Origin of the sequence: Amycolatopsis kentuckyensis (assembly GCF_002155975.1) — a bacterium.
In the GTDB taxonomy this organism is placed as follows: domain Bacteria; phylum Actinomycetota; class Actinomycetes; order Mycobacteriales; family Pseudonocardiaceae; genus Amycolatopsis; species Amycolatopsis kentuckyensis.
The window spans coordinates 1-11,624 of sequence record NZ_MUMI01000553.1 but is presented as its reverse complement, the minus strand read 5'-3'; the positions used below and the strand labels follow the sequence as shown (position 1 = coordinate 11,624).

The following is an 11,624-nucleotide window of genomic DNA, read 5'->3' as shown; positions in this document are numbered from 1 at the left end:
CTGTTCCGGGGCATCGGCCGGGGCGGCAACGTCGTGCGCTGGCTGTTCACCGAGGCGGCCGCCCGCGAGGTGCTGGTCGACTGGGAACCGGAGGCACGCGCTGTCCTGGCCCGGCTGCGGGGGATCGCGGGGCAGCACCCCGGCCACCCGCGGGTGACCCGGCTGGTGGCCGAGCTGACCGAGGCCAGCCCCGAGGTGCGCGCGTGGTGGCCGCAGTACGACGTCCAGTTCAGCCACGCGGGCCACAAGCGGCTGCGGCACCCCCGGCTGGGGGTGATCACCGTGCCGCACGCCGCGTTCCACGTCGCCGAGCGGCCCGAGCAGACGCTGGTGGTCTACCACCTAGTGGCGCCGTGACCGCAGTGCCTCGATGACCTCGTCGTCCCAGCGGTGCGTCCGGATCAGCCGGTACCGCTCCGCCGCCACCCACATGTACGCCTCGGCGTCCGTCCGGTCCCCGATCAGCCCCGCCTGCCGCAGCATGCCCACCACCGGGACGAACTCCTCCTCGAACCACCGCTGCGCCACGCTCGCCCGGTCGCAGAACTTGCCCTCGTCCTGCATCAACCGGAATCCCCACGCCTCCACGTGCTCGCCCAGCCGCGCGTAGTCCCACGGGTCCGACACGATCACCGACGCCCGCGCGTGGCCGGTCAGCGGGACTCGCTCCAGGAACAGCCTGCGGTAGTCCTTGACGATCAGGTCGCCGCGGTGGCGGATGCCGCCCGGGGCGAGTTTGGTGCGGACGACCGTCACCGAAGCCTCTATTGTGGACAGTCCCTGGGCGATCGCCACCGAGACGCGGTGGTGGCCGTCGATGATGAAGTGCAGTTCGCCCACGCGGTAGACCTCGATCGGCGGGATCTCCTCGCCGCGGCGGGCGGCCAGGGCCAGGCGTTCCCAGCGCTCGCGGACGCGGGCCGACGTCGGGCGGAAGCGGCGGTCGAAGTCACGGCTGCGGTCGACCGTGCCCACGATCGACTCCAGCTTGATCACCCGCAGCCCGATCCGGTGCTCGCCGAGGTAGCCGAGCGCCTCCACCACCTCGTGGAACGGCAGCATGATGTTGACGTCGTCGGGCTCGCGGCGCAGCCACGTCGAAAGCCGTGAGAGCACCTGGCCGCGGCGCGCGCGGAGGAAGTCGTTCTCCGCGTCGGCGCGGGGGAATCCCGTCTCTTTCATCAGAACTCCATGATCCGGTGGCCCACCACGTTGCGGATCCGCGTCGTGCCGACCACCCGGTCCGGCACCGGCTCGCCGTGGGGGTGGATGTGCCCGTGCAGCAGCCACTTCGGACGCAACACCTCGATCGTCCGGTGCAGGCACGCGAACCCGCGGTGCGGCGGGTCCTCGCGATCGCCCAGGTTCCGCGGCGGCGAATGCGTCAGCAGGACGTCGACGTCGCGCCCGTCGCGCCACCGCCGGAAGCGGGCGCGCCGGACCAGCCCGCGGGCCCGCCGGGCCTGCTGGCGCTGCGTCCACTGGTTCGGCCCGTCGTTGTAGCGGATCGAGCCGCCGAGCCCGGCGAACCGCAGGCCGGCGACGTCGACGAGCCGTCCGTCGGCGTTGATGCCGCCCGCCGGGCCGGGCCAGGCCGTCGGGAAACCGTCCTTCATGGACAGCCCGCCGTAGCGCGTGTAGCCGCTCAGGTCGGGGTCGTGGTTGCCGGGCACGAACACGCACGGCACGTCGAGCGCGCTCGCCAGGAACGCCAGGTAGTCGTAGGGCAGGTCGCCGGCGCCGATGACGAGGTCGACGGAGTGGCTGCGGACCGCGTCGGTCCACAACCGCTCGTCGACCTCGTCGGAGACGACCAGCGCTTTCGGCATGCGCCCAGGATAGGACGCCGCGCCGTTATTTCATCCCGTGCGCGAAGCCCGGGTCGGCGACGATGACAAAAGTGATGACGAAGATCCAGACGAGGCTGAGCGCGAGCGCCCAGAACTTCAAGTTGGACAGCATGCGAGGCATCACGAACTCTCCGAATACGGTGGGGAAGAAAAGGGGACTCAGAGCCAGCCGTTCTTCCGGAATATTCGGTACAGCAACAGGCAGATCGCCAGGATCACGCTGATCACCAGCGGGTACCCGAACTTCCAGTGCAGTTCGGGCAGGTAGTCGAAGTTCATCCCGTAGATGCCCGCGATCATCGTCGGCACGGTGATGATCGCCGCCCACGACGTGATCTTGCGCATATCGGTGTTCTGCTGCAGCGAAATCTTCGCCACGGTCGCGTCGACCAGGGTGGAGAGCAGTTCGTCGAACGCCGCGACCCGCTCGGACACGGTCGTGAGGTGGTCGGCGACGTCGCGGAAGTACGAGCGGACGTCGTCCGGCACCAGCCGCGTGTAGCCCTCGGCCAGGCGCTGGATCGGCGTGGCCAGCGGCATCACCGCGCGGCGCAGCTCGAGGACCTCCCGCTTCATCAGGTAGATCTGCTCGGCGCTGACCTGCGAGCGGGGCGCGAAGACCTGCGCCTCCATCACGTCGATGTCGTTCTCGATCCGGCCCGTGACGTCGAGGTAGTGGTCGACGACGTGGTCGGTGATCGCGTGCACGACCGCGGACGGGCCCAGCTGCAGCCGCTCCGCGTCGTCGTCCAGCTCACGGCGCAGCCGCGCCAGTCCCGAGTGGTTCCCGTGCCGGACGGTGATCACGAAGTCGCGGCCGAGGAACACCATCAGCTCGCCGGTCTCGACGATCTCGTTCGCCGTGGTGGGGGACTCGTGTTCGACGTACCGGACGGTCTTGACCACCAGGAACAGCGTGTCGTCGTAGCGCTCCAGCTTCGGCCGCTGGTGCGCTTCGAGCGCGTCCTCGACCGCCAGCTCGTGCAGCCCGAACGTGTCCGCGACCCCCTGGATCTGCTGGGCGTCCGGCTCGTGCAGCCCGATCCAGACGAATCCCTCGTGCCGCTTCCGGACCTCCTTGATCGCCTCGGAGTGGGTCCAGCGCCCGGGCAGGCGCTCACCGGCGACGTAGACCGCGCAGTCCACGACGTACGCGGACAGCGGCACCGGAACCGGGCGCACGGGAACGGTGCCCTTGTTGCCGCGGCCGCGAAGGCCGCCGAGGGAGGGAATGGCAGGCATGGGATCTCCTGGTGTCGTGCGTGGTCGTGCGAGACGACGGACCAGGGGCGGAAAAGCGTCCGCCCGGCGACACACCAGCGTTCCCGGGGGTGAGAAGGCCTACCAGGAGATGAGCCGGCCGGCCGGTGAGGTGGGAACGCTGGGACTACTAGGGAGCGGACTATCGCCACTACTCATCGAGTTCCTCACCTCCTTCGGGCCGGGGGCAACAGTGGTGGGGCTCGCGTTGACGCGCGAACACCGATGGTTGAGGGTACTCCTCACTACGGATGCGTGTCGTACCAGCCTCACGCGGTGTTACGCGGACAGGAGAAGACGAGTGCAGTTCGGTCGGTACTACGAGGAGTTCGAGGTCGGTGCGGTCTACAAGCACTGGCCGGGCAAAACGGTCACCGAATACGACGACCACCTGTTCTGCCTGCTCACCATGAACCACCACCCGCTGCACATGGACGCGCACTACGCCGAGGAGACCACCGACTTCGGCAAGAACGTCGTGGTCGGCAACTACGTCTACTCGCTGCTGCTGGGCATGTCCGTGCCCGACGTTTCGGGCAAGGCCATCGCGAACCTCGAGGTCGAGTCGCTCAAGCACGTGAAGCCGACCTTCCACGGCGACACGATCTACGGCGAGACCGAGGTGCTCGACAAGACGCCGTCGAAGTCCAAGGACGACCGCGGCGTGGTCTACGTCGAGACCCGCGGCTACAAGCAGGACGGCCTGATCGTGTGCACTTTCCGGCGGAAGGTGATGGTGCCGAAGCGCTCGTACGGGGAGACTCGGGGCGGGGAGCAGCCGGGCCGGCCGGTGCCGCACGAATGAGGCTCTGATGGACCTGGACGGGATCAAGGGGATACTCCGCACGTTCGCGGAAGTCGAGGCCCGCGGGGTCTCGCCGCTGTACGAGCACCTGGCGCTGCAGGCCGCCGCGGACGACGACGTCGCCGGGCTGCTCGAGTCGGCCCGCGACGGCGAGGTGCGGGGGACGCTGCTGATGGCGGTCGCGCACCGGCTGGTGCAGGCCGACCCGATCCACCCGCTGTCGCGGTACTACCCGTCGCTGGGTGGTTTCGACGGCGTCGACTCCGACACGTGGCCGCTGTTCCGGTCGTTCCTGCTGGACCGGGCCGACAAGGCGCGCGCGCTGATTTCCGCGCGCTACACGCAGACGAACGAGGTCCGGCGGGCGGCGCTGCTGTACCCGGGCGTGGCGCGGGCGGCGCGCGAGGCGGGCGGGAAGGTTTCGCTGCTGGAGGTCGGCTGCAGCGCGGGGCTGTTGCTCGGCCTGGACCGCTTCGGCTACCGCTACCAGTGCGACGGCGGGGACCAGCTGACGGCCGGCCCGGCCAAGGCGGCGGTCGGCCTGCACTGCGCGCTGGACCTGGCGCCGGGCGCGGTGGTGCCGAAGCTGCCGAAGAAGCTCGCGCTGCTCGACCGGGCGGGCCTCGACCGGGCGCCGGTGGACCTGTCGGACGAGGACGAGCTGGCGTGGCTGGAGGCGTGCGTCTGGGCGGACCAGCCGGACCGCATCAGGTTGCTGCGCACGGCGGCGGCCGAGCAGACGAAGCACCGGCCGCGGTTGATCACCGGCGACGGGGTCGACGACTTGGCCGCGGCGGCGGAGTCCCTGGAAGGGCCGCTGGTGGTGCTGACCAGCCACGTCCTGGGGTACTTCCCGGACTCGCGGCGGTCGGCGTTCGTTTCGGCGTTGGCCGAGCTGGCGGCTTCGCGGCCGGTGTGGTGGGTTTCGGAGGAGTTCTACGGGGCCGGGCTGGAGCTCGTCCTGCCGGGCCGCGACGACCTTTCGGGCGCCGACGGGCTCGCGACGCTCGGCGTCGTGCGGTGGGAGGACGGTAAGGCCGAGGCGCACGCCTTGGCGCGGACCGCGCCGCACGGGCAGCGGATGACCTGGCTGCCGCTGTAGGGGCCGGGGGCCGCTGTTCGGCGGCCCTCAGGCCCGCGGCAGCGCTCCCCACTCACGCAGCGTCACGAAAAGCAGCTCCACCAAGGCCCCGTCCGCCTCCAGCCCGGCAAGGTCTGCCGCATCGGACCAACGCACCTCCGACGCGTCATCACCAGCCGTGAGATTTCCGCCCTCGACCTCGCAGGCGTAGTCGAAGATCTCGTACGGCCCCCGCCGCACCGAACCGACCAGTGTGCCCGGAATCACGTCGAGTCCGGTCTCCTCGGAAAGCTCCCGCACCACGGCCTCTTTGTCCGTTTCGCCCGGTTCGACTCGTCCGCCCGGCAGCGACCATTGCCCCGAACCGGGGTCGTTCCGGCGCCGGATGAGCAGCAAACGGCCGTACGGGTCGAACAAGATCCCGCCGACGCAGCGGATCGTGGTGCTGGTGAGGCCCTCCATGTCCCGAAGGGTAGACGTAACCGAGTTGAAAACGGATGTCCTGTACACGGAGAGTAGCCATACGGTACACTTCGGACCGCGTGCTGACCCAAGCGCGGGACTTTCCTCCCCTGCGCCTGTCCGGTGCGGTACAACGTAAAAACTGCTGTTGTCCGGTGTCACCGTAAGAGACGGGATTTGATCGCGGTGAACGTGAAGAAGATTGCGGGCCTCGCCGGTATCGCGTTGGTGCTGTTCTTCGTCATCGCCCAGCCTGGGCAGGCTGCCGGCCTCGTCGGCAACATCATCGACTTCCTCCGCAGCTCGGCCGAATCGGTGATCACCTTCGTCAGCAACGTGTTCAAGGGCTGATCGCGGGGTTACCCTCGAACCATGTTCGCGCCACGCGACCCCGACGAGTACCTCCTCGACACCGAGCGGCGGGTCATCCGGATCCGCCGCCACTGGGCTGTGCTCCTGTGGGACACCTTCGAGGCGGCCGCGCTGCTTGCCGTCTGCGTGCTGGTGTCCTACCTGCTGCCGCCGGCGCTGTACATCGGCCAGAACATCCTCTGGTACGTCGCGCTGCTCGTCGTGCTGCGCTTCGCCTACGTGGTGATGGAGTGGTGGGTCGAGCGCCTGGTGGTCACCGACAAGCGGTTCGTCATGACCACCGGGGTGTTCACCACCAAGGTGCTGATGATGCCGATCAGCAAGGTCACCGACCTCAGCTACGTCCGCACGGCCACCGGCCGCATGATGGGCTACGGCACGATGGTGGTCGAGTCGGCCGGGCAGATCCAGGCGCTGAACAAGATCGACTTCCTGCCGCGGCCCGAAGAGTTCTACGACACGATCTCGGAGCTGGTCTTCGGCGACAAGCAGAAGCAGGCCGAGCGCTTCTCCATGATCAAGGCCCAGCGGGCCGCCCGGGGGAAGAAGCCGGTCGGCTGAGGTCCCGGCGAGCGTGTGACCCAGCGCATCGTCGACAATGGACACGATGCGCATCGACCTGCACGCCCACTCCACCGCTTCCGACGGCACCGACACGCCGGCCGGGCTCGTCGCCGCGGCCGCGAAAGCCGGGCTCGACGTCGTCGCGATCACCGACCACGACACCACCGCGGGCTGGGCGCCCGCCTCCGAAGCGGTGTCACCAGGCCTGACGCTGGTTCCCGGCGCCGAACTGTCCACGGTGTCGATCGACCCCGACACCGGCCGGCAGATCAGCGTCCACCTGCTCGCCTACCTCTTCGACCCGACGTCGGAGCCCGTCGTCACCGAGCAGACCCGGCTGCGGCTCGAGCGCCGCACGCGGCTGCGGCGGATGGCCGAACGGATGACCGCCGACGGCCTGCCGATCGACGCCGACGAGATCTTCGGCCTGCTGCCCGAGGACTCCCCGCCCGGGCGGCCGCACCTGGCCCAGGCGCTGGTCCGGGCCGGGCTGGTCAAGTCCGTCGACGAGGCCTTCGCCGACTACCTCAGCCCCCGCCGCGGCTACTACGTCGCCCGGCGCGACACGCCGGTCGAGGAAGCCATCGACATGATCGCCGCGGCCGGCGGCGTCACGGTCATCGCGCACCCCTTCGCCTTCAGCCGCGGCGCCACCATCAGCGAGGACACCCTCGCCGGGCTGGCCGCGCGCGGGCTCACCGGCGTCGAGGCCGACCACCCCAACCACGACGCGCCGACGCGGGCCCGCACCCGCGAGCTGGCCGGCGAGCTCGGCCTGCTCGTCACCGGCTCCAGCGACTACCACGGCACGAACAAGACGATCGCGCTCGGCGAGTGCACCACCGACCCGGGGCAGTTCGAGGAGCTCGTTTCGCGCGCCACGGGGTTCCAGGTCGTGAAGGGCTGACATGGCGCTCGCCGACGTCTTCGACGCGAAGCTCTTCATGAGCGCGACGATCACCCTGATCGTCATCATGGACCCGCCCGGCACCGTGCCGGTGTTCCTCAGCCTCGTCGGCCGCAAGCCGGTGGCGACCCGGGCGCGCGCCGCCCGGCAGGCCGTCCTGGTGTCGCTGCTGGTCATCAGCCTGTTCGCGATCGCGGGCCAGGCGATCCTGGCCTACCTCGGCATCGGCATCCCGGCGCTGCAGGGCGCGGGCGGGCTGCTGCTCCTGCTGATCGCGCTGCAGCTGCTCACCAGCAACGGTCACGAGCCCGAGGCCGCGGGCGACGACGTCAACGTCGCGCTCGTGCCGCTCGGCACGCCGCTGCTCGCCGGGCCCGGCGCGATCGCCGCGACCATCGTGTTCGTCCGGCAGGCCGACGGGCACATCGGCGCGTACATCGCCCTGGCGCTGGCGATCGTCACCGTGCACTTCGTGATCTACCTCTGCATGCGCTACTCCGGCCTCGTCATCCGGCTGATCAAGGAAAGCGGCATCACGCTGCTGGCCAAGGTGGCCGGTCTGCTGCTCGCGGCCATCGCCGTGGAGCTCGTCGCGAACTCCGTCCGCGGGTTCATCTCCGGCGCGGGCTGAGCCCGCCACCCGGGTTGTCCTGCCGGACAGGATGCGCCCGGTCCGTTGACATCGTTGGCACCGCTCCCGCAGCCTGAAGCTCAGCTCAGCGTTTGAAACGATTCAACCGCCTTGCGGAGGCCTCGATGAAGTGGCTCAGAGCAGTCCTGCCGATCACGGTGCTGGTGGCGAGCGGTGTGGTCGCCGCGCCCGCCGACGCCGCGCCAGCCTGGCAGAAGTACGTCGTCGCACCCTCGAGCCGGGACGTCCGGCCGGTGCGGGTGCTGTCCACCACCGGCGACGTCACCAACCCGAACGGCCTGCTCGGCCGGGGAGTGGCGACGTTCAAGCGGCAGGCGCCGCCGCCGAAGCCGGTGTGGCCGGCGGGCACCACCGCGGCCGCGTCGTCGTTCCACGCGCCGAACAACGGCGGGAACGGGCAGCCGCGGACCTACGACCCCGGCAACGCCGTCGACGGCAACACCGAGACGTTCTGGAACGACGACACGATCGCCGCCTACCCCGACGTCCTGACGATCACCGCGGGCGCGCCGGTCGCGCTGCCCGGCGTCACCGTTCTGTCCAATGTGGACGGGGTGCCGCAGGACTTCACGGTCGAGGTGCTGGACGCGGGTGCGTGGCGGGTGGCCGCCACGGTCAGCGGCAACACGGCCGTGCAGCGCGCGGTGACCTTCGACCGGCCGGCGACGACCGCGCAGGTCCGGATCACCGTGACCAAGGACCAGAACACCCCGTCCGGCGAGTTCAGCCGCATCGCCGAGGTGTGGCCCGGCGTGGTCGCCGATCCGCCGGTGCCGACCGCCGTCGTCGACTTCGGCAAGGTCGTCGCCGGGTACCCGAAGATCGCCTTCGCGGGCGCGTCGGCGAACCGGCCGGGCGTCCGGCTGGCGTTCTCGGAGACCTTGCAGTACCTGGGCGAACGCTCCGACTTCACCCGCTCGGACTTCTCCGGTGGGCCGGGCACGGACCAGTTCGCCGTGCCCTCGACGCCGACGGTGTGGCGGGACACGATGGGCTGCGCTTCGGGGACCCAGGTGTGCGCGGACGGCCTGCACGGCTTCCGCTACCTGCGGATCAGCCTGGACGCGCTGGCGTCGGACGCGCCGTTGGCCCAGCCGTCCGGTGAGGTCCGGATCAGCGGCGTCTCCCTCGACTTCACGCCGTTCCTCGGCACGCCGTCGACCTACCGCGGCTGGTTCGAGTCGTCCGACGAAGACCTCAACAGGTACTGGTACGCGGCGTCCTACACGAACGAGCTGGGCATGGACACCTTCCGGGAGTCCGATGTGGACCCTCGTGGCGCCTTCTCGCCGTCACTGGACGGGAAACTGGTGCTGCACGACGGTGCGAAGCGCGACCGCGACCCGTACGTCGGTGACGTCGCGGTCTCCGGCCTGACCCAGTACCTGACGCACCAGGACGGCACGGCCGCGAAGAACGTCCTCGCCGACCTGGCCGACCACCAGCGCGCGGACGGCTGGATCCCGCCCGCGTCGATCAACGGCTACACGCTGCCGCTGTTCGACTATCCGCTCTGGTGGGTGACCTCCAGCTGGGACTACGTGCTCTACACGGGCGACAACGCGTACGCGGCTTCGTACTACCCGCACCTCGTGAAGACGCTCGACAGCTGGTACCCGTCGGTCACCGATTCGCGCGGGTTGCTCGCGAAGGGCCTCAACGGCACCGGCGGCTACGGCGACTACGCGTTCCTGCCGCGTACGGGCGAAGTGACGTACTACAACGCGTTGTACGTCCGGGCGCTTCAGGGCGCTGCCGGTCTGGCGCGCGCGACGGGGCACCCGGCCGACGCTGAACGGTGGCTTTCGCGCGCTTCGGCCGTCTCGGCGGCGGTGAATGCCTACCTGTGGGATCCGGCGGCGGGCGCGTACCTCGACTCGGCGACGGGCGCGGTGCGGCACGGCCAGGACGGCAACAGCCACGCTGTCTTGGCCGGTATCGCGTCTCCCGCGCAGGCCACTTCGGCGCTGGCGCGGCTCGCGGCGGGCGCGTTGCCGTACGGGAACCCGTTCATGGACAACGACACTCTCGTCGGCGACGGTACGAAGCGCGTGTACGCGTTCACGTCGTTCCCCGAGCTGCAGGCGCGGTTCCGAACCGGGCAGACGGCGTCCGCGATCGACCAGATCAAGCGGATGTACGGCTGGATGGCCACGCACGACCCGGGCATCACGGCGTGGGAGGGCATCGGCGAGGGCGGTTCGCACTACGAGCAGGGGTACACCTCGGCGGCGCACGGCTGGTCGACCGGTGTCGTGCCGGTGTTGACGAACGAGCTGCTGGGCGTCTCGCCGACGTCGCCGGGCTTCGCGACCTGGACGGTTTCGCCGCACCCGGGTCCGGTTTCGTGGGCGCGAGGGGCGGTGCCGACGCCGAAGGGCGCGTTGTCGGCTTCGTGGTCTCAGCAAGGTTCGGTGTTTTCGCTGACGGTGACTGCGCCGCGCGGGACTTCGGGCTCGCTGGTGGTGCCCGCGGGTCGGCTGGTGCTGCTGGACGGGCGAGCGGTGCGCGCCGCGGGGCCGTTGGCGGTGCCGGGCGGCACGCACACCGTGCTCGTCGTGCGGTGAACCGGCTTTCCGCGCGGGGCGGCCTCGCCCCGCGCGGAAAGTGTCGGTGGTGGTGCGTAGCGTGGGCGAGGTGAAGGAGCAGATGGGCTTCGACTTCGGCGTTGCGCAACCGGTGCGGCTCACGAAGGTCTCGCCGGCGCGGCTGGCGACCTTCGACGACTGCCCGCGCCGGTACCGCCTGGCGTACCTCGAACGGCCGACGCCGCAGCGCACCGGGCCGTGGGCGCACAGCACGCTGGGCGCGGTGGTGCACAACGCGCTGCGGGCGTTGTTCGACCTGCCGGTGCTCAAGCGGGTGCCGCAGCGGGCGGTGGCGCTGGTGGCCGAGTTCTGGAAGGACGCGGGCTTCGAGAGCGAGGAGCAGGCGGCGCGGTACCGGGCGCGGGCGAAGGGCTGGGTGGCGGAGTACGTCGAGGACAACGACGTCACGCACGACCCGGTCGGGCTGGAGCGCTGGGTGTCGGCGCCGGTCAGCGGCACGCCGGGGGAGCGGCCGTCGATGATCATCGAGGGGCGGGCGGACCGGATCGACGCCCGTTCCGGGGAGTTGGTGATCGTCGACTACAAGACGGGCCGCCGCCCGCCGGACGAGTACGAAGCCCGGGCGTCGCAAGCGCTTGCGCTGTACGCGGTGGCGGCGGCGCGGACGTTGCGCATGCCGTGCACGGCGGTGGAGCTGCACCACGTCCCGACGGGCACGATCGCGGCGGCGGAGCACACCCCGGAGAGCCTGCAGCGCCACCTGCAGCGAGCGGAAGAGACCGCCGGAGACCTCCGCCTGGCCACGGATACCCTGGACGCGGGCGGCGACGCGGACGTGCTGTTCCCGGCCCGCCCGGACCGCCGCTGCGCCTGGTGCGACTTCCGGCCGAGCTGCCCGACGGGCCAGGAAGCAGCCCCGCCGGCGCAGCCCTGGGACCTGCTCGCGCCCTGAACGGGAGGGAACGTTGGCTTCACCGGACACCGACGAACTGGCAACCGTCCCCCTGCCGACGGCACCCCCGGAGGCCGAAAAGCCCCACCCGAACCCGGCACACACCGCCCCCGGCCGTGCGGCCGCCACCCCGCCGGGCTCGGCCGCGCGGCGGCCGAGCCCGGCGGGGT

Annotated in this window: 13 protein-coding genes; 9 read left to right on the top strand and 4 right to left on the bottom strand. The window is 70.5% G+C overall.

Translation table 11 applies throughout. The features are described 5' to 3' along the window. The coding region (locus CCN39_RS41565; RefSeq protein WP_491844435.1) for an MmyB family transcriptional regulator at nt 1-357 on the top strand (357 nt) is incomplete at its 5' end. Here the strand turns inward: CCN39_RS41565 and CCN39_RS41560 are convergent. From CCN39_RS41560 to corA, 3 genes are all read right to left on the bottom strand, one after another. Beyond that, a complete protein-coding gene (locus CCN39_RS41560) occupies nt 343-1,182 on the bottom strand; it encodes a chromosome partitioning protein ParB (protein ID WP_086851851.1) in 840 nt (279 codons plus the stop codon). The genes CCN39_RS41565 and CCN39_RS41560 overlap by 15 nt on opposite strands. Further along, nucleotides 1,182-1,829 carry a metallophosphoesterase family protein gene (locus CCN39_RS41555; protein ID WP_086851849.1) on the bottom strand — a complete coding sequence of 216 codons (648 nt, stop codon included), beginning with the start codon at nt 1,827-1,829 and terminating at the stop codon, nt 1,182-1,184. Before CCN39_RS41555 ends, CCN39_RS41560 begins: the two co-directional genes overlap by 1 nt. A gap of 180 nt (nt 1,830-2,009) precedes the next feature. Then, the gene (corA, locus tag CCN39_RS41550; RefSeq protein ID WP_086851847.1) at nt 2,010-3,092 is read right to left on the bottom strand and encodes a magnesium/cobalt transporter CorA; all 1,083 of its coding nucleotides are present in this window, start codon (nt 3,090-3,092) and stop codon (nt 2,010-2,012) included. A gap of 319 nt (nt 3,093-3,411) precedes the next feature. On the opposite strand from corA, the gene CCN39_RS41545 reads away from it, so the two are divergent. Further along, complete coding sequence (locus CCN39_RS41545) at nt 3,412-3,915, top strand: MaoC family dehydratase (RefSeq protein WP_086851845.1); 504 nt, start codon at nt 3,412-3,414, stop codon at nt 3,913-3,915. Between the two features lie 7 nt (nt 3,916-3,922). Beyond that, entirely contained in the window at nt 3,923-5,017 is a 1,095-nt protein-coding gene (locus CCN39_RS41540) for a DUF2332 domain-containing protein (RefSeq protein WP_086851843.1), read from the top strand. Between the two features lie 27 nt (nt 5,018-5,044). On the opposite strand, the gene CCN39_RS41535 is transcribed toward CCN39_RS41540, so the two are convergent. Continuing rightward, nucleotides 5,045-5,458, bottom strand: coding sequence for an NUDIX hydrolase (locus tag CCN39_RS41535; RefSeq protein WP_086851840.1), 414 nt, complete (start codon nt 5,456-5,458; stop codon nt 5,045-5,047). 186 nt (nt 5,459-5,644) lie between these two features. Between CCN39_RS41535 and CCN39_RS41530 the strand changes: the two genes are divergently transcribed. The 6 genes from CCN39_RS41530 (at nt 5,645) to CCN39_RS41505 (ending at nt 11,454) form a co-directional block, all read left to right on the top strand. Beyond that, the gene (locus tag CCN39_RS41530; protein ID WP_162146229.1) at nt 5,645-5,809 is read left to right on the top strand and encodes a hypothetical protein; all 165 of its coding nucleotides are present in this window, start codon (nt 5,645-5,647) and stop codon (nt 5,807-5,809) included. Nucleotides 5,810-5,830: 21 nt separating this feature from the next. Continuing rightward, entirely contained in the window at nt 5,831-6,391 is a 561-nt protein-coding gene (locus tag CCN39_RS41525; RefSeq protein WP_003095467.1) for a PH domain-containing protein, read from the top strand. A 37-nt stretch (nt 6,392-6,428) separates the two neighbouring features. Next, nucleotides 6,429-7,301: a PHP domain-containing protein gene (locus tag CCN39_RS41520; protein ID WP_086851838.1), complete on the top strand. Its 873-nt coding sequence runs from the start codon at nt 6,429-6,431 to the stop codon at nt 7,299-7,301. 1 nt (nt 7,302) lies between these two features. Further along, on the top strand, nt 7,303-7,932 hold the full coding sequence (locus CCN39_RS41515) for a MarC family protein (RefSeq protein ID WP_086851836.1): 630 nt from the start codon (nt 7,303-7,305) through the stop codon (nt 7,930-7,932). A 125-nt stretch (nt 7,933-8,057) separates the two neighbouring features. After that, nucleotides 8,058-10,520 (top strand): alpha-L-rhamnosidase-related protein, encoded by a 2,463-nt coding sequence (locus CCN39_RS41510; RefSeq protein ID WP_086851834.1) that lies wholly within the window; start codon nt 8,058-8,060, stop codon nt 10,518-10,520. Between the two features lie 82 nt (nt 10,521-10,602). Then, entirely contained in the window at nt 10,603-11,454 is an 852-nt protein-coding gene (locus CCN39_RS41505; protein ID WP_167455334.1) for a RecB family exonuclease, read from the top strand. Nucleotides 11,455-11,624 lie beyond the last annotated feature (170 nt).